Genomic DNA, 17105 nt, shown 5'->3' on the forward strand with positions numbered 1-17105 from the left:
GCGCTCGACGCAGCTCACGGCGCAGGTACCAGGGCGGGAACGTTGATCGGCGTTCGCGGAGGCCTTGAGGTCCCTCAACGTGCCGCGGTCAGTTGAAGGAGTGTGGACATGGGGGCCGGAGCTCTTGAATGGGTGCCCTGGGTGGCAGCACCGATGTTCTTTGTGTGTGTGGTTCTCGCAACCGTGATGCATCGACGGAAGAGCAACCGTGATGCATCGTTGGAAGAAATGAGCACGGAAACCGTCCAGTTCCCGACCTACACGCGCGTTGTTCTCATAGCGCTCGCTGTGGTCTTCGGAGGTATCGCTGTCTGGCTTTGCTTCGCCTCATCGCCGTGGGCGGCCCTGCCGCTCGTGCTGGCGATCGCCCTGACGCTGCGAGTCCAGATGCTCGCTGTTGTCTTCGGTGAAGAAGAACTGATCATCAGCGGGTTCTTCGGTCATCGTCATGTCCCTCGTTCGCGCGTACTTCGCCTGGAGGGGGGAGCCAGGCTCTATCTGAAGGCGCATGGTCGAGAGAAGATGTACCTGATCCCTCTCACGTTCAGTGTGTCGAGCTTGGAGGAGCATTCTCCGAACGGGCAGCTGAAGCGTGAAGTACAACGTGCCTTCGACGCGTGGCGAGATGAACAGTGACCACTGCCTTGAACGGCTGTGTCGATGCCGAACGGCTGGCGCGGCGCCCGACAACGAGCGTGAGTGAGCACGGAACTTCGACCCGATATCTGCGTTGCCGGTGCGGAGCTCCTCGACGAGGTCGGTGACCTGCGGGTCGTCGGGGTACCGGGTCCGGCTCGTCCGCAGCTGCACCACGACGTGTCGGCGGAACTCGGCGCCGTCCGAGATGCCGTAGGCGGCGGTGCCTCGTCGACCGTGTCGAGCGGGGTGGCTATGCGCCTCTCGTTCGAGCGCGTCGAAAAGGGCTCTCACCGTACGAAGCATGGCCCGCGCGGGGATAGCGGCTCAGGCCTCGCGGAATCGCCCCCCAGATGTGGGGGGTGCGAGTGTGAGCGACGCTCCGTAACGTCCGGAGCGGCCGCACAGTCCAGCCATGGGGGCTGCTGCTGGAGCGGCTTGCAGAGGGGTACGTTCCGCGTGTTCGCAATGTCGCTTTCCGGTCGTTTTCGAGGGGTCGTGCTGGCGGTGGTGACGTTGGTCGCGCTGCTGGGGTCCCTGCTCGTGGTGGTGTCGCAGCCGCTGCCAGCGCAGGCTGTGGTGACGGGGACGGGCGGCCAGTACGTTCCGATGCCGTCGAACGCGCGGGTGCTCGGGGGTCCGACGTCGGCGGGCACCTTCCGCACCGTGCAGGTCGCTGGAGTCGACGGTCTGCCGTCCTCCGGCATCGGCGCGGTCACGATGATGGTCACCGTCGCCGATCCGAACGGCTCGGGACAGCTGCAGATGCGAGCTGATTCCTCGGACACCACGACACTGCTGATGATCTACAACTCCGGTGTCGGCGGAAACACGTCGAACACGGGTCTGCTCGCGGTGGCGGACGACGGCACGATCCAGGTACGGACCGAGACGGCGCAGTCGAAGGTCATCATCGACGTCACCGGCTACTACACGTCGACGAAGAACGGGGTCTCCGCCGGTGGGTTCGTGGCGATGTCTCCGGCCCGTGTGCTCGACTCTCGGGGTGGCATCGGCGCCGCACAGGGGCAGATCCCGGCCGGCTCGCAGCGCACCATCCAGGCAACCGGCTCGAACGGCATCCCGACGGGCGCCGCGGCGGTCGCGGTGAACATCATCGTCATCAACCGCGAGGCCAAGGCCGGGTACGTGCGTCCCACGCCGACGGGTGAGACGCGGAGCACCGGTGTCCTCAACTACAACTCGACCGAAGGCCTGTCGACCGCGATGAACGCGCAGGTCGCGCTCAACAGCGACGGCAAGTTCAGCATCGACACCGCCGCCGAGGGCGGCAAGATCGACCTCGTCGTGGACATCCAGGGCTACTTCCTGAAATCCAACCCCGGCGGTGGCTTCACTCCTCTGAACGGACGCCTGATCGACACCCGCAACAGCGGAAGCATTGCCTCCGGCGCGTCGTTCAGCGTCCAGGTTGGTGGCGTCCAGGGTGCGCCGACCGTCGAGGGGGGCCTCTCCGCTGCTGCGGTGACGTTCACGGCCGTGAACGAGAGTGGCGCGGACTCGTACGCGAAGATGTGGGCCGACGGCACGGCCGAACCGGAGTCGTCTGCGATCAGCAGCGACCGCACGTCCAAGGTGACGAACACGGTTGTCGCCCCCGTCGGCGCGAACGGCAAGATCCGGATCAAGAACATGGGCAAGGCGGCGATGAACTACCTCGTCGACCTGCAGGGCGCGTACAACTCGCTCCCCGGTGGCCCCGGCAACACGAACCGGACTGGTCAGCGCACATCGGCAACGACGCTGCCGTTCCCGATCACGGACCAGACGAACGCCTCGGTCGATGTCGGGACGGGCAACCTGCTGGTCACGACGACGGCGCTGAGCCTGCCGGGCGTGACGCAGAACACCACGATCGGCGCGGCCTACAACTCGCGCAGCACCAGCGTGGCGAACACGAACACGATGGACGCGAACCGGTGGCAGTACGCCCTCGCGGGCGCAGGTGACCTGACGGCGAACGCGCGGGGAGTCATCTACACCGACGCCGTCGGTACGGCATGGCAGTTCCGTCCCTCGGGAGCGCAGGGCGCGTTCATCAGTCCGGCGGGTCTGCAGCAGACCCTGACCCGCGTCGATAGTGGCTCGACCCACGAGTACACGCTGAAGGGGTGGACAACGAACTCGACCACGCACTTCAACCTCGCTGGCCAGCCGACCTCGATCGTCGACCGCAACGACAACCAGATCAGCTTCAACGCCAATGAGGCCGGCTACACGCTGAAGACCCTCGTCTCCACCGCTGGTGTCACCGGCGCGAAGACGGCGAACTCGTCCTACGCGAACGGCGTGCAGACCTTCTCGCAGACCAGCGGCTCGAGCTCGCGCTCGGTGTCGTGGACGAAGAACAGCAACGGCGACATCACCACCTACACGGACGCGACCGGCAAGAAGACCACATTCGGGTACACCAGCGGTGACCTGACGTCGATCACCGCGCCGACCGGGGGAGTGACGGCGTTCACGTACGACTCGTCCGACCGCGTCACCAAGGTCGAGCAGCGCAACACCACCGCCGGTTCTCCGGGCACGGCTGTGACCCGGTTCTCGTTCAAGGACGACACCACCACGCTGGTCGCAGACCCGCGCTCCGACCAGTCGGCCTCGGTCGCTGACGCGAAGCACACCACGTACACCCTCGAGGGCAACGACCTGGTGAGGAAGGCCGTCGACCCGGCAGACCGGGAGCGGGGCCGCAAGTACAACCCGGCGAACAACGGTGTCTCGACTGCGACGACTGGAACCGGTGACACCGTGTCCACCTCGACGAACGACTACGGCAAGAACGAAAGCCAGTCGTTGACGAAGAGCACGAGTAGCTCCGGATCGTCCTCGACGGCGACCTACGACGCACCGGGAGCCGCAAACAAGTACCTGCCGTCCTCGACAACCGATTCCGCCGGCGACACGACGTCGTACGGGTACAGCGGCATCGGCAACCAGACTTCCACGAGCACCGGGGGTACCGCGGACGCGGCAAAGGCCGAGCTCGACTACAACTCCGATGGAACCGTAAAGACCGCGACGGCCCCTGGCAACGACAGGAACCCGACGAAGTACGAGTACGACAACAAGCAGCTCATGAAGGTCACCGCACCCAACAACCCTTCGAGCAATGCTGACATCGTCGGCGCAAAGGAGTACACGTACGACGGGTTTGGACGAGTGCGGACTGAAACCGACGGTCGCGGCAACACGACGAGCTACGGGTACGACAACAACGACCGGACCACTTCGATCGCATTCAGTGACGGCACCGCCACGGTGAGCAGGTCGTATGACGGCAACGGCAACCTCCTCACCGAGACTTCCGGCACCGGCACCGTCACAAACACGTACGATCAGCGGAATCGCCTCACCTCCACGGTGAACACCGCCGGTGGCGGAACGGTCTCCTACGGCTACGACCTCGCCGGCAACACCGCCACGGTCACCGATGCGCAGGGGACGGTGACGCACGAGTACGACCCGTCGAACGTGCTCACCGTGACGACGTACCCGACCAATGCGGGTACGGCGAAGCAGGTCTACCTGACCGACGACCACGGCCGACGCACGGACACGTGGCTCGGCGCCCCGAGCAACGCGACCCCCGGCGTGCAGCCGACGACGTGGACGGGACACCAGCAGGTCGAGTACGACTCCTCCGGCAAGATCACCCACATCAAGGCGTGGACCGGGAGGGACGCCGCGCTCGAGATGAACACGAAGTATTGCTACCAGTTCGAGGCACCCTCTAACGGCACCTGCGACGACAGCGACAAGTCCAAGGACCGTAGCAAGCTGCAGTGGTCTCGCGACGGTTCCGGGCAGGCTACGAAGTACGGGTACACCTCCGGCCGACTGACGAAGATCACCCAGTCCGGCGGTGACACCCCCATCAACTGGGCTTTCACCTACGACAAGGCCGGCAACCGCACCCGAGCCACCGCGACCAATGCAACGACGGAAGCGACAATCAGTGACCAGCAGCTGAGCTACAACGCGCTCGGTCAGATCACCACTAGCGGGTACGCGTACGACAAGACTGGCAACATGACCGCTTCGCCCGGTGCGACGTACACGTACAACGGTGCGCAGCAGATGACGTCCTCGATGAAGGACGGCAAGAAAACCACGTACGAGTACGCCGGCGCGGACATGAACAAGTTGCTTTACCAGGCGACCGACGGGGGAGCGGAGTACGGGTACACCTATGGCAGATCCGATTCCAACGGTGTCCCCGTGATCGCCAGCCGCGAGCTCGTCGGTACCGGTGCGGCCGCGGTGATCAGCGACCCGACCACCGGCCAGCCCCTGGATTTGCGGACCACGGACGGCACGACGAGCATGTACGTCTTCGACGGCATCGGGAACCCGCTTGCCTCAATCGCGGACAGCGGCGCAGTGGCGTACAAGGTGACGTACGACGTGTACGGCAAGGAGCAGGTCAACGCCGACGGCGGCAGCAGCGCGGAGTGGCAGCAGAACCCCTACGGGTACAAGGCAGGCATCCGCGCCAGTAACACCGACACCGGACTCACTAAGTTCGGCTACCGCTGGCAGTCCGCCGCCACTGGCACGTGGATCGAACGCGACACCCTTGACGCCCCCCTCAGTCCCAGCAACGCCAACCGTTACACATACGCTGGAGCGGATCCCATCAACTCCTTGGATCCAACTGGCAGATTTGCTTTCACGGGAGGAGTGACGGGCTGCTACTACGTCTGCCTCTCGCTCGGAGTGGAGTTTGATCCGCAGGGCAATGTCGCCCTGACCGGTGGTTTCGGGTTCGGCACTCCCGGGGTGTCCGCTTCCGGCGGCGCGACCAGTGGGAACGTCGGAACTGGCCACGGATCCAGCGTTTCCTGCTCCGCCGGGATCGGAAGCGCTAGTGTCTCCGAAAGTGGAGCTGTTTCTGCATCATTCGGTTCGAGTTACTCATCGGGCTTCTGTTCGGCGGAGTATGGTGGCAGTGTTCAGATTGCTGGCTAAGTTCTAGAGAGGTAAAAATGTACAGCGGAGACGGCATCAATCCTATTGCAATGGCGATCATCGTTATTGTCGTGGTTGGAATCATCGGATTCTTCATCACAAAAGCCCGTAAAGACAAATAGAAAAAAGAGGTTGCCATGGGCATCGTGGTAGCGGGCTGGATCATAGGTTTCGCGCTTCTAGGAGTGTCAGGCACGGTGTTCCTCTTAGATTATCGCCGAACTGGTATCATTTTTCGACGCAAAATGCCTATGATGTTTGTTGGTGCGGTCGGTGGGATCCTCGGAGTTGCTAGCGTATTCGCGGGGATCGTGTTGGTCGGATGAAGGTGCGCGTGAGTCCGTCCGATACGGACATGCTCGCGCCAGTCCGAGCAGGCGGCCCTGGCTGCCTAGCCGTAGTTCCCCGTGAGGTTGTGGACGCGGTCTGATGGGGTTTGGCCGCCGAGGCCGGTGTGTGGTCGGTGGTGATTGTAGTGATGCAGCCAGTCCGCGTAGGTCGCGGTCCTGGCTGCGTCGCTGTCGTAGTGGCGGGCGTAGGCCCACTCCGCCGCGAGGGTCTGGTTGAATCGTTCGACCTTCCCGTTGGTCTGGGGTCGGTAGGGACGTGTGAAGCGGTGCTTCGCCTCGCCGAGCGCGGCAGCGAAGGCGCGGGAGCGGTAGCAGGCGCCGTTGTCCGTCATCACCGCCTCGACCTGGATGCCAGCGGCCGTGAAGAACATTCTCGCTCGGTCCCAGAACCTGGCCGCGGTGACGCCGAGCTCGTCGTCGTGGATCTCTGAATACGCCAACCGGGAGTGATCATCGACCGCGTGGTGCAGGAACCGGAACCCGCGAGAACCGCGCGCACCCCGCCGGGCTGCGCGGTCCCGATTCACGCCAGCTGCGCGGTCCTGTACTGATCCGCGGCCATGGGCCCGCCATCCGCCACCATCGGGGATCCGGCCTTGCTTCTTGATGTCGACATCGGTCCTGCGTGCAACCAGAGTGCACAGGCTTGGTCGGAGCGGCTGTCGGGGCAGGGCCTTGTAACCTCGCTGGGGGCCTGATCGACGACGCCGTCGTTGGTAATCTCCGAGCAACCCCTCTCAGTTCATTCACTCAAGGGAAAGAGCCACGTTGCGATTCTTCGAGGCGAAAAAGCCGGTTGGCGCCATAATTTTGGGTCTGATCTTCATCGCAGTAGGTGTTCTGTTGGCTATCTTGAATCCCGAAACCGTGGGCTCCGTCCTTCTTGCGCTTCTGATCTTTGGCATTCCTGGCTTGTACTTCATTGCAGCAGGACTCATCACCAAGTTCCATCATCCGGGTTGAATGCAGTGATGTTCAAGTTACGAGATTAGGCGTATGCCCTCTGTCTTTGCCCTGAGATTCTTTGTGTCGTGCTCTTTTCAGCTCTCGGGTTCGGCGACTTCTGTCGGCTGTGCTGGCTATCGGTGTGGCGTTGATTTGTTCGTTCTGCTACTACTCCTGGTCCAGCAAGCGGCAATAGGAGCGCACCAGGGAGGAGAGCGAACCGAACAAGCATTGATAGCATTGGAGTCAAGGCGAGGGACGGCTCGCGAACACGCTCGCGCGGACGTGTGTTTCTACAGCAACTGGATGGTGGGCGGAATGAGGCACGCCGAATGTGACCCTCGATGGTGGTGAGACAAGAGCTCTGGCAGTTGCTGTTCGCCGCGCTCGTGTTCGGCGCTGCCGTGTCTTCCGGAGTCGCCGTCATTCGGTCCACACTCCGAGCGCGGGGTCGTCCGCAGGGTCAAAAGCACCGCGACGAACCGATCGAGGTGCTCCTCATCTGCGTCGGCCTCCTGTTGATGGTCGGAGCGTTCCTCGTCGGTTCGAAGGCCTTGGACTGACGGCAGCCGACGACGTCTCGGTTCAGCCGGTCGTCCCCGGCATCGCGCGCGACCGCACGACCCAAGCCACCCGCCCTCACCCCACCAACGCCTGCGCCCCCACCACCACCGCGAGGGCAAGTCGCTCCGCGTCGGCCGTCCCCGGCTCGGCCGTGTAGGCGAGGATCCTCAGGTCCTCCGGCCCGACGACCAGGGTGTCGCAGTCCAGCGTGATCAGCCCGACGTCCGGGTGGTCGATCACCTTCCGGCGGGCGGTCCCGCCCAGGGCGGTCGCGCCCGAGTCCCACAGGTCGACGAACCGGGGGCTGGCCGCGCGCAGGTCGCGCACGAGCTGCTGCAGCTGCCGGTCGAGCGGGTAGCGGGCCGCGGTCATCCGGAGGCCGGCGACCAGGGTCTCCTCGAAGGCGGCCTGCTCGTCGGGCGTGTGCACGGCGCGGCTGCCGGAGCCGACCAGGTGTCTCCAGGTGGTGTTCCGCTCGTGGCCGCGGAGCGCGGCGATCGGCCCCATGAGGGCCTCGTAGGGAGCGTTCGCGACGAGCAGGTTGCCGGCGGCGTCGAGGACCGCGACGGGGGTGTCCGCCAGCCGGTCGAGCAGCCGCTGCACGCTCGGCGGGATCCGAGTCGGCACGACGTCGGCGCCGGGGACGGCGTGGCCGGCGAGCCGGTAGAGCAGCTCGCGGTCGGCGTCGGCGACGCGGAGCGCCCGGACGAGCGCCTCGACGACCTGCGCCGACGGCGAGGTCGCCCGGCCCTGCTCGAGCCGGGTCAGGTAGTCGGCGGAGATCCCCGCCAGGCCCGCGAGTTCCTCTCGCCGCAGGCCCGCCGCTCGCCGACGCGGCCCGACGACGACGCCCGCCGCTGCCGGGGTGACGTGGTCGCGCAGCCGCCGCAGGGTGTGCCCGAAGTCCGTGTCCGCCATGTCCCCAGTCTGCGCGCGCGGCGGCCCGCGAGTCCTGGCCCCGCCAGTCCTACGACAACCGGGCGACTCCCTGCCCGACGGCACGAGGGCGACGCTGGGGCCATGACAACGACACTCATCACCGGGGCCACCCGCGGCCTCGGCAAGGAAACCGCCCGCCAGCTCGTCGAGGCCGGCCACACGGTCTGGATCGGTGCCCGCGACGCGGAGCAGGGAGCGGCGGTCGCCGCCGAGATCGGCGCCCGGTCCGTGCAGCTCGACGTCCGCGACGACGACTCGGTCGCCGCAGCCTTCGCCCACGTCGACGCGAACGGCGGCCTCGACGTGCTCGTGAACAACGCCGGCATCGCCGTGTGGGGGCAGGACGGCCCCCAGGCGCTCGACGTGTTCGACACGAACGCCGTCGGCACGATCCGCGCGACCGAGGCCGCGCTGCCGCTGCTGCGCCGCTCCGGGAACCCGATCGTGGTGAACCTGTCGAGTGCGCTCGGCTCGTTCACCGCCACCCACGACCCGTCGAAGCCCGCGTTCACCGTGCCGGCGGTCGTCTACGGCGCCTCGAAGGCAGCCGTCTCGATGCTCACGGTGCAGTACTCGAAGATCGCGCCCGAGGTGCACTTCGTCGCGGTCGAGCCCGGCTACACGGCCACCGAGTTCGGTGGCATGCCGAACCCGCACGGTCGCCCCGTCGAGGTGAGCGCGGCCACGATCGCGGCCGCCGCGAGCGCCGGCCCCGAGGGTCCGACCGGCGTGTTCCTGGAGGACGGCCAGCCGCTCGGGTGGTGACGCCGTGACGGCCTGGGCCCACGCCGCCGGTTCCGGGACGACGCGCCAGCGGCGTACCGGCCGTGCCGGTGGGGGGAGGCCCGTGGCGGTGTCGCCACGGGCCTCCCGGCCGTCGTCCGGTCGCGTCTACAGCAGCTGGCGCGCGTTCGTCGACGCGAGGTCCAGCAGCTCGTCGCCGCGACCCGACAGCACCGTGCGGATGGCGTAGAGCGTGAAGCCCTTCGCCTGCTCGAGCGTGACGGCCGGGGGCATCGAGAGCTCCTGACGGTTCGCGCGGACGGACACGAGCGCGGGGCCGTCGTGCGCGAGCGCGGCGGCCATCGCGTCCTCGAGGTCGTCGGACACGTCGACCCGGAAGCCCTTGATGCCGATCGCCTCGGCGACGGCGGCGAAGTCCGGGTTCTGCAGCTCGGTGCCGTAGTTCACGAAACCGGCGGCCTTCATCTCGAGCTCGACGAAGTTGAGCGACGAGTTGTCGAACACGACGATCTTCACCGGCAGCTTGTTCTGCACGATGGTGACGAGCTCGCCGAGGAGCATCGTCAGCCCGCCGTCACCGGCCATCGCGATGACCTGCCGGTCCGGGAACGCCGTCTGCGCGCCGATCGCCTGCGAGACGGCGTTCGCCATCGAGCCGTGCCAGAACGAGCCGATGAGTCGGCGGCTGCCGTTCATCGTCAGGTAGCGCGACGCCCACACGACGGGGGAGCCGACGTCGGGGATGAAGACGGCGTCCTCCGCGGCGAGCTCGTCGAGCACCCGGGTGACGTACTGCGGGTGCAGCGGCTTCTTCCTGCCGGCGGGGACGGCGAGGTCGTCGAGCTTCTCGCGGGTCTTCCGGTAGTGCGCGAGCGAGTCCTCCAGGTGCTTGGCCGGGTGCGAGCCGGTCAGCAGCGGGATGAGCGCGAGGGCGGTGTCCTTGACGGTCCCCACCAGGCCGATGTCGACCGGGTGCCGCCGGCCGAGCTGCGAACCGCGGATGTCGACCTGCACGTGCTTCGCGTGCTCGGGGAAGAACTGCGGGTACGGGAAGTCGGTGCCGAGCATGAGCACGACGTCAGCGTCCTCCATGGCGCGGTACCCGGACGAGAAGCCGAGCAGCCCGGTCATGCCGACGTCGTACGGGTTGTCGTACTCGATGTACTCCTTGCCGCGCATCGCGTGCACGATCGGGGCCTGCAGGCGCTCGGCCAGTGCGACGACCTCGTCGTGTGCACCGGCGACCCCGGCTCCGGCCAGGATCGTGATCTTGTCGGCGCCGTTGAGCAGGTCGGCGGCGCGCTGCAGCTCGGCGTCGCTCGGCACGATGCGCGGCTCGGTGCGCTCGACCCGGGTGACCCGGTCGCTCTTCGCCTCGGCGAGCAGCACGTCGCCCGGAATCACGAGCACCGCGACGCCGCGCTTCTCGACCGCCTCGCGCATCGCGATCTCGAGCAGGCGGGGCATCTGCACCGGGTCCGCCACGTACTCGACGTAGACCGAGCACTCGCGGAACAGCTCCTGCGGGTGGGTCTCCTGGAAGTAGCCGGTACCGATCTCCGCCGTCGGGATGTGCGCCGCGATCGCCAGCACCGGCACGCGGGAGCGGTTCGCGTCGTAGAGGCCGTTGACCAGGTGCAGGTTGCCCGGGCCGCAGCTGCCCGCGCAGACCGCGAGCTCCTCGGTCAGGCCGGCCTCGCCGGAAGCGGCGAAGGCGGCGGCCTCCTCGTGGCGGACGTGCTCCCACCGGATCGTGCCGTCCTTGCGCAGGGCGTCCGTGAACCCGTTCAGGGAGTCCCCCGGCAGGCCGTAGACGCGCGTGACGTCATTGGCGCGGAGGGTGGCGACGATGTTCTCGGCAACAGTTGGCATGGCCCCTGTCTACTCGGGAGCACCTGCGCTGAGTGCTTTCACACGGCCCGACGGAACGGGTCGCAGTCGGTACTGGGACGATGGCCGGATGACCGACGACGCGCCGCTCCTCCGCTCCCGCCGACCGGAGCCCGCGCTGCCCGGGATCCTCGAGCGCTCGCCCTACCCGCTCGTCTCGGTCGCCATCGCGGTCATCGCCGTCGTCGTCATCACCCTCGTCGGGTTCGCGCTCGGCACGGTCGACCTCGGGCTGTCGAAGGCCCTCAACGCACTGCACACCGGGTTCGTCGGCGGCTTCAGCGACGCGGTCTACCACGTCATCAGCCCGGCACCCGCGATCGGCATCACGGTCGTCGTCGTCGCGGTGATCTGGTGGCGCACCCGCGACCTGCGCCCGGCCCTGGCCTTCGGCGGCACGATCGCGATCACGTGGGTGCCCTCCGCCGTCGTGAAGGAGATCGTGCACCGCGCCCGCCCGGACGTCTCGGTGCTGCCGCACCCGTTCCCGGTGCAACCAGACCCCGGCTACCCGAGCGGCCACACCGTCTACATCACCGCGTTCGTGCTCGCCTTGATCTGGCTGCTCCGCGAGACCCGGTGGCACCGCCTGGTGCTCACCCTCGGGGTGGTCGGGATCGTCGTCGTGTTCTTCGCGGTGTCCATCGACGCCGTGCACTACCCGACCGACGCCGCGGCCTCGATCCTGTGGGCGCTCGCCGTGGCGCCGGGGGTGCGGGTGGTGTGGGTGGACTGGCTCATGCCGAGGATCCCGTTCCTGCGGCCGGGGCGGGGCTGACACCGGGCTGCGCTGCCGTCGGGCCGCAGGCGGGCCGGGCTGACGCGGGCCGGGCTGACGCGGGCCGGGCTGACGCGGGCCGGGCTGACGCGGGCCGGGCTGACGCGGAACGACACTGTCGATGTCGTGCGACGTCGACAGTGTCGTTCCGGGTCCGCCGCCAGCGTCGTCCTGCGTCGTTCCGGGTCCGCCGCCGACGTCGTCCTGCGTCGTTCCGGATCAGCGGGCCGCGCTGGTCCGGCCCCGCGCGGCGAGCAGTGCCACGACGGCCACGACGGCCGCGGCGAACATCACGATCGCCAGCGGCGCCGCGGTGTCCGAGCCGCCGATGCTGACCAACGGGGACACGAGCGCCGCGAGCCCGAACTGCAGGGCGCCCAGCACGGCCGAGGCGCTGCCGGCAGCCGACGGTACGGCGCCGAGGGCGAGCGCCGTGGCGTTGCCGAGCACCAGCCCGAGCGAGCCGACCGCGGTGAACAGCGGCAGCGCGAGCCAGATGACCGGTGCCCCAGCCGCGACGAGCAGGGCGAACGCGACCGTCGACGCGAGCACCAGCACGATGCCGAGCGACAGCACGCCGGTGACCGAGCGGGTCGCGGTGAGCTTGGCGGACAGGATGCTGACGCCCATCAGCGCCAGGGCGTTCAGCCCGAAGGCCAGGCCGTAGCCGACCGTGCCGAAACCGATCATGTCCTGGTACAGGAACGGCGATGCGGAGATGTAGGCCATCATCACGGCGAACGCGAAGCCGAACACGGCGGTGTAGCCGAGGAACGTGCGGGAGCGCAGGGCACGCAGGGCCGAGCCCGAGCCGCGGCGTTCCTCGCGCAGGGCGTCGCGGTGTTCCCGCAGGTGGGTCTCGCGGACCACCGCGAGGACCGCGACGAGCATGACGATCGACAGGCCGAGCACGATCGACAGCAGGCCGCGCCAGCCGATCGGACCGGTGAGCAGGCCGCCGAGCAGCGGGGCGACGACCGGAGCGACGCCGCCGACGATCATCATGAGCGAGAACGCGCGGGCTGCGGACCGCCCGGTCGCCAGGTCGGAGATGACCGCACGGCTGATCACCATGCCGGCCGCACCGCCGAGGCCCTGCAGCAGGCGGGCGGCGATGAGCACGCCGATGTTCGGTGCGAGCACCGCGGCGAGGCTCGCGAGCACGCACAGTGCAGCGCCTGCGATGAGCGGCGGCACGCGGCCGAACCGGTCGGACAGCGGGCCGAACACGAGCTGTCCAGCGGTCACGCCCACCAGGAACGCGGTGAGGGTGAGCTGCACGGCGGTGGCGCTCGCCCCGAGCTCGGTGGTCATCTGCGGGAACGCGGGCAGGTACAGGTCGGTGGCGAAGGGGGCGACGGCACTGAGCAGGCCGAGCACCAGGAGCAGCGCGGTCGTGATGCCCTGCCGCTCGGTCGTGGGTGTCGCGATCGTCGCGCGGATGGTTCCGGTGTCCGTGGTCATTGTTATGAAACCATAACTCATTGCTCGCGATCGGTACAGTACGGACATGCACTCCGCCGTGTCCGACCACGTCCTCGCCGAGTTCGCGGACGTCCTGCTCCGGATCGCGCGTGACATCGACCCGCACGGCTCGGAGACCCTCGACATCGTGCCGCTGACCGGCACCGAGGCGCTCGTGATGCGCTGGGTCAACCGCAACCCGGGCACCTCGCCGAGCGCCACCGCCGAGGCCACGGCCCTGCAGCGCAGCAACCTGAGCGCCGCGCTCCGGTCGCTCGTGGCGAAGGGCATGGTCGAGCGGCGCCAGGACCCGACCGACGCCAGGACCGTGCAGCTGCACTCGACGGCCCTGGCCCAGCAGAGCGTCGACCGGCTCTACCGGCACTGGTCCGGCAAGCTGCGGACGGCGCTCGGCGGTGACGAGCGGGGTGCGGCCGAGGCGCTCGAGCTGCTGCAGCGGATCGACGACGGACTCCGCGACGGCTCCGGCTAGGCGACGGCGTCGGCCGCGTCGTCCTCGATCGGCAGCAGTCGCCGCGCCCCGTGCCCCTCGTCACCGAGCGCGTCGCCGGGGTTCACCACCGAGCAGGCCCCGAGCGAGACGCACCCGCACCCGATGCACTGCGTCATCTCCTGCTGCAACCGCTCGAGCTCGAGCTGCCGGGCCCGCAGCCGTGCGCGCCACCGCTCGTTCAGCCGGTTCCAGTCCCGCAGCGAGGGCATCCGGTCGTCGGGCAGGGCCGCGAACTGCTCCGCGACCTCGCTGAGCGGGATGCCGAGCCGCTTGGCCACCTGGATGATCGCGATGCGGCGCTCGACGTGCCGCGGGTACATGCGGGTGCCGCCGTCCGTGCGCTCGGGCCGGATCAGGCCCTTGCGCTCGTAGAAGTGCAGGGCCGACGCGGCGACGCCGGTGCGCCGGACGATCTCGCCGATCGGCAGCAGGTCGGTCGGACGCGGCTGCTGGATCTCGACCATGGTCGAGATCCTACGGCCGGCTACCGCTGCTGGAACGACTCCCAGAGTAGGAACGCCGTGAACAGCACGAACGGCGCGCACGCCAGCACGTTGAGCCACCGGTGCGCGACGACCACGGCGACGAACTCGCGCAGGAACGCACTCGGCACGTAGTAGGCGGCCGTGCGTGCGCCGACGACCTGCGCCGGCAGGTCGAGCCGCCGGGCCAGGGTCGCGGCGCGGAGCACGTGGTAGTCGTTCGTCACCACGACGACCTGCCCGTCACGGCCCGCCCCGGTCTGCACGGCCCGCGAGTACGCCAGGTTCTCGCGGGTGTTCCGCGACGCGGTCTCGGGCAGCACGTCCTGTTCGCCGGCGCCGTTCGCGAGCAGGTACTCGGCCATGGCCGCGCCCTCGGGGCGGGGCTCGTCGTCGCCCTGCCCGCCGGAGGGGATGAGCACCGGCCGCCGGCCCGCCGCCCGCTCGGCGCGGTAGATGCCGAGCCCGCGGTCCAGCCGGCTGCGGAGCAGGGGCGGCACCTCGCCCCGGACCAGCCCGGAGCCGAGCACGACGATCGCGTCGGGGGTCAGGCCGTGCCGCATCCGGCCGTAGACCACGGAGTAGACCGCGAACGCCACCAGGGCGACCGCGAAGTACCCGCACACGAACACCATGAGCACCGCGAGCGCGACACCGATCGCGTTCCAGGGCGAGGACGCACCGCTGCGGGTGCTGACGAACAGGGCGACGGCGATCGCGGGCAGCACGAAGACGAGCACCCCGGCGACGAGCGAGAGCATGTTGCCGAGGCTCCGCCCCTCGGCGCGGAGCATCTGGACGCCGTTGGCGATGAGTGCGACGCCGAGGGCCACGACGGCCAGGGGCACGAGCAGCAGCCCGAACGCGACGACGAACCCGAAGCCGGGCACCACGAGCGTGAGCGCGGACACGACGGTGACCAGGGCGAAGAACGCCGCAGCCGTCAGGAACACCCCGTTCCGGAGCATCCGCGGATCGTGCCGCCGGCAGGACACGTAGAGCAGCAGGAAGACGACGGCGATGACCGGCGCCGGGCCGAGCGCCGTCAGCACGCGGTCGCACGAGGGTCGGTCATGCAGCCACGGTACCGGCGCCCGGTGACGGCCCTCCCCGCCGTCAGCCGACCGCGCGCCGGATCAGGGCCGCGACCCTCGTCGCGTCGTCGTCGGAGAACGCCGGCGTGATCGCGTACGCGGTCGGCCATATCGAGCCGTCGTCGAGCGCGGCCGGGTCCTGGAACCCAAGCGTCGCGTACCGGGCGCCGAACTTCGCGGCACCCTGGAAGAAGAACACCACCTTGCCGTCCTCCGCCCACGCCGGCATCCCGTACCAGAGCTTCGACGTGAGTCCGGGAGCGGTCTCGAGCGCGATGCGGCTGATCCGCTCGGCCAACGCGCGGTCCGGCTCGGGCATCCCGGCGATGGCGTCCCGCACGGCCTGCGCCGCCGCCGCGGCCTTCTCGGCCCTGGTGCCCTTCGTGCTCCTGGAACGCTTCACCTCGGCGGCGTGCTCCCGCATCGCCGCCCGCTCGTCGTCCGAGAACGTCGGGTCGATCGTCGTCCCTGCCATGGTCTGCTCCCTCGCGTACCGGTGCCTCGATGATGCACCCGTGTCCGGCCACGGCGTTCGTCGGGCGCGCTGGTGGCAGGCTCGGACCATGACCTACATCGCCAGCGACGACCGCTACGACTCGATGACGTACCGCCGCACCGGCCGCTCGGGCCTCGACCTGCCGCTGCTCTCCCTCGGGTACTGGCACAACTTCGGGGACGACGTGCCCTTCGAGACCCAGCGCGCCATCAGCCGCCGGGCGTTCGACCTCGGCATCACCCACCACGACCTCGCGAACAACTACGGCCCGCCCTACGGCGCCGCCGAGGTCAACTTCGGCCGACTGATGCGTGAGGACTTCCGGCCCTACCGCGACGAGATGATCGTCTCGACGAAGGCCGGCTGGGACATGTGGCCCGGCCCGTACGGCCAGGGCGGTGGGTCGCGCAAGTACGTGCTCGCCTCGCTCGACCAGTCGCTGCAGCGCACCGGCCTGGACTACGTCGACGTCTTCTACTCGCACCGACTCGACGCGTCGACCCCGCTCGAGGAGACCATGGGCGCCCTGCACACCGCCGTGCAGCAGGGCAAGGCGCTGTACGTCGGGATCTCGTCGTACGACGCCGAGCGCAGCCGCCAGGCCGTCGAGATCCTGCGCGACCTCGGCACGCCGCTGCTCATCCACCAGCCCTCGTACTCGATGCTCAACCGCTGGATCGAGACCGAGGGGCTGCTCGACGCCGCCGGCGAGCTCGGCTTCGGCGTCATCGGCTTCACCGCGCTGGCGCAGGGGCTGCTCACCGGCAAGTACCTGGACGGCGTACCCGACGACTCCCGCGCGGCAGCGGGCAAGTCCCTCGACGCGTCGAGCATCACGCCCGAGGTCGTCGAGCACCTCCGTGCCCTGAACGACGTCGCGGCCGCCCGCGGGCAGTCCCTCGCGCAGCTCGCCCTGGCCTGGGCGCTCCGCGACGAGCGCGTGACCTCGCTCGTGATCGGGGCGTCGAAGGTGTCCCAGCTCGAGGACAACGTCGCCGCGCTGTCGAACACCACCTTCACCGACGAGGAGCGCCGCACCATCGACGAGCACACCGTCGGCATCGCCGACGTCGACCTGTGGGCGGGCGCGCGCGCCGGCGAGGTCTCCTGACCGGTGGCGCAGCGGACGGGCCGTGACCGGTCCGGTTGGTACGATGGGCGCAGTTCAGAACACGCAGTGTGTACCTACCGGACGCCGGCACCCCGGCGGACAA

13 protein-coding genes and 2 pseudogenes are annotated in these 17105 nt (G+C 68.6%); 7 read left to right on the forward strand and 8 right to left on the reverse strand.

Translation table 11 applies throughout. From position 1 onward, the window contains the following. Positions 1 to 108: 108 nt before the first annotated feature. Positions 109 to 636, forward strand: coding sequence for a hypothetical protein (locus DEI99_RS00990; RefSeq protein ID WP_146247198.1), 528 nt, complete (start codon positions 109 to 111; stop codon positions 634 to 636). 51 nt (positions 637 to 687) lie between these two features. Here the strand turns inward: DEI99_RS00990 and DEI99_RS17230 are convergent. Further along, a pseudogene (locus tag DEI99_RS17230) lies at positions 688 to 942 on the reverse strand (MmyB family transcriptional regulator); the annotation flags it as partial. Positions 943 to 1104: 162 nt separating this feature from the next. Between DEI99_RS17230 and DEI99_RS00995 the strand changes: the two are divergent. Beyond that, positions 1105 to 5631 (forward strand): RHS repeat-associated core domain-containing protein, encoded by a 4527-nt coding sequence (locus DEI99_RS00995; protein WP_284181004.1) that lies wholly within the window; start codon positions 1105 to 1107, stop codon positions 5629 to 5631. A 391-nt stretch (positions 5632 to 6022) separates the two neighbouring features. Here the strand turns inward: DEI99_RS00995 and DEI99_RS01000 are convergent. Beyond that, positions 6023 to 6595, reverse strand: a pseudogene (locus DEI99_RS01000) (integrase core domain-containing protein); the annotation flags it as partial. 154 nt (positions 6596 to 6749) lie between these two features. Between DEI99_RS01000 and DEI99_RS01005 the strand changes: the two are divergent. Beyond that, positions 6750 to 6944, forward strand: coding sequence for a hypothetical protein (locus tag DEI99_RS01005; protein WP_146247197.1), 195 nt, complete (start codon positions 6750 to 6752; stop codon positions 6942 to 6944). Between the two features lie 621 nt (positions 6945 to 7565). Here DEI99_RS01005 and DEI99_RS01010 read toward each other — a convergent pair. Next, the gene (locus tag DEI99_RS01010) at positions 7566 to 8408 is read right to left on the reverse strand and encodes a helix-turn-helix transcriptional regulator (protein WP_111042017.1); all 843 of its coding nucleotides are present in this window, start codon (positions 8406 to 8408) and stop codon (positions 7566 to 7568) included. A gap of 102 nt (positions 8409 to 8510) precedes the next feature. On the opposite strand from DEI99_RS01010, the gene DEI99_RS01015 reads away from it, so the two are divergent. After that, on the forward strand, positions 8511 to 9194 hold the full coding sequence (locus DEI99_RS01015; RefSeq protein ID WP_111042018.1) for an SDR family NAD(P)-dependent oxidoreductase: 684 nt from the start codon (positions 8511 to 8513) through the stop codon (positions 9192 to 9194). 126 nt (positions 9195 to 9320) lie between these two features. Here DEI99_RS01015 and poxB read toward each other — a convergent pair whose 3' ends face one another. Further along, positions 9321 to 11045 (reverse strand): ubiquinone-dependent pyruvate dehydrogenase, encoded by a 1725-nt coding sequence (gene poxB, locus DEI99_RS01020; protein WP_111042019.1) that lies wholly within the window; start codon positions 11043 to 11045, stop codon positions 9321 to 9323. Positions 11046 to 11133: 88 nt separating this feature from the next. Between poxB and DEI99_RS01025 the strand changes: the two genes are divergently transcribed. Further along, the gene (locus DEI99_RS01025; RefSeq protein WP_111042020.1) at positions 11134 to 11841 is read left to right on the forward strand and encodes a phosphatase PAP2 family protein; all 708 of its coding nucleotides are present in this window, start codon (positions 11134 to 11136) and stop codon (positions 11839 to 11841) included. Between the two features lie 219 nt (positions 11842 to 12060). Here DEI99_RS01025 and DEI99_RS01030 read toward each other — a convergent pair whose 3' ends face one another. Beyond that, entirely contained in the window at positions 12061 to 13305 is a 1245-nt protein-coding gene (locus DEI99_RS01030) for a multidrug effflux MFS transporter (protein WP_111042021.1), read from the reverse strand. Between the two features lie 46 nt (positions 13306 to 13351). Between DEI99_RS01030 and DEI99_RS01035 the strand changes: the two genes are divergently transcribed. After that, the gene (locus tag DEI99_RS01035; protein ID WP_258369439.1) at positions 13352 to 13798 is read left to right on the forward strand and encodes a MarR family winged helix-turn-helix transcriptional regulator; all 447 of its coding nucleotides are present in this window, start codon (positions 13352 to 13354) and stop codon (positions 13796 to 13798) included. On the opposite strand, the gene soxR is transcribed toward DEI99_RS01035, so the two are convergent. From soxR to DEI99_RS01050, 3 genes are all read right to left on the reverse strand, one after another. Continuing rightward, a complete protein-coding gene (gene soxR / locus DEI99_RS01040; protein ID WP_111042022.1) occupies positions 13795 to 14283 on the reverse strand; it encodes a redox-sensitive transcriptional activator SoxR in 489 nt (162 codons plus the stop codon). The two genes, DEI99_RS01035 and soxR, sit on opposite strands and share 4 nt — an antisense overlap. Before the next feature lie 20 nt (positions 14284 to 14303). After that, a complete protein-coding gene (locus DEI99_RS01045; RefSeq protein WP_258369440.1) occupies positions 14304 to 15353 on the reverse strand; it encodes a YdcF family protein in 1050 nt (349 codons plus the stop codon). Between the two features lie 64 nt (positions 15354 to 15417). Next, the gene (locus tag DEI99_RS01050) at positions 15418 to 15870 is read right to left on the reverse strand and encodes an iron chaperone (protein ID WP_111042023.1); all 453 of its coding nucleotides are present in this window, start codon (positions 15868 to 15870) and stop codon (positions 15418 to 15420) included. Between the two features lie 88 nt (positions 15871 to 15958). Between DEI99_RS01050 and mgrA the strand changes: the two genes are divergently transcribed. After that, positions 15959 to 17002 carry an L-glyceraldehyde 3-phosphate reductase gene (gene mgrA, locus DEI99_RS01055; protein ID WP_111042024.1) on the forward strand — a complete coding sequence of 348 codons (1044 nt, stop codon included), beginning with the start codon at positions 15959 to 15961 and terminating at the stop codon, positions 17000 to 17002. Positions 17003 to 17105 lie beyond the last annotated feature (103 nt).

It is taken from the genome of Curtobacterium sp. MCLR17_036 (assembly GCF_003234445.2).
Taxonomy (GTDB): domain Bacteria; phylum Actinomycetota; class Actinomycetes; order Actinomycetales; family Microbacteriaceae; genus Curtobacterium.

Coding starts and splice junctions, on each gene's coding strand:
- DEI99_RS00990 (WP_146247198.1), top strand. CDS start 109: ATGGGGGCCGGAGCTCTTGAATGGGTGCCCTGGGTGGCAGCACCGATG.
- DEI99_RS00995 (WP_284181004.1), top strand. CDS start 1,105: ATGTCGCTTTCCGGTCGTTTTCGAGGGGTCGTGCTGGCGGTGGTGACG.
- DEI99_RS01010 (WP_111042017.1), bottom strand. CDS start 8,408: ATGGCGGACACGGACTTCGGGCACACCCTGCGGCGGCTGCGCGACCAC.
- DEI99_RS01015 (WP_111042018.1), top strand. CDS start 8,511: ATGACAACGACACTCATCACCGGGGCCACCCGCGGCCTCGGCAAGGAA.
- poxB (WP_111042019.1), bottom strand. CDS start 11,045: ATGCCAACTGTTGCCGAGAACATCGTCGCCACCCTCCGCGCCAATGAC.
- DEI99_RS01025 (WP_111042020.1), top strand. CDS start 11,134: ATGACCGACGACGCGCCGCTCCTCCGCTCCCGCCGACCGGAGCCCGCG.
- DEI99_RS01030 (WP_111042021.1), bottom strand. CDS start 13,305: ATGACCACGGACACCGGAACCATCCGCGCGACGATCGCGACACCCACG.
- DEI99_RS01035 (WP_258369439.1), top strand. CDS start 13,352: ATGCACTCCGCCGTGTCCGACCACGTCCTCGCCGAGTTCGCGGACGTC.
- soxR (WP_111042022.1), bottom strand. CDS start 14,283: ATGGTCGAGATCCAGCAGCCGCGTCCGACCGACCTGCTGCCGATCGGC.
- DEI99_RS01050 (WP_111042023.1), bottom strand. CDS start 15,870: ATGGCAGGGACGACGATCGACCCGACGTTCTCGGACGACGAGCGGGCG.
- mgrA (WP_111042024.1), top strand. CDS start 15,959: ATGACCTACATCGCCAGCGACGACCGCTACGACTCGATGACGTACCGC.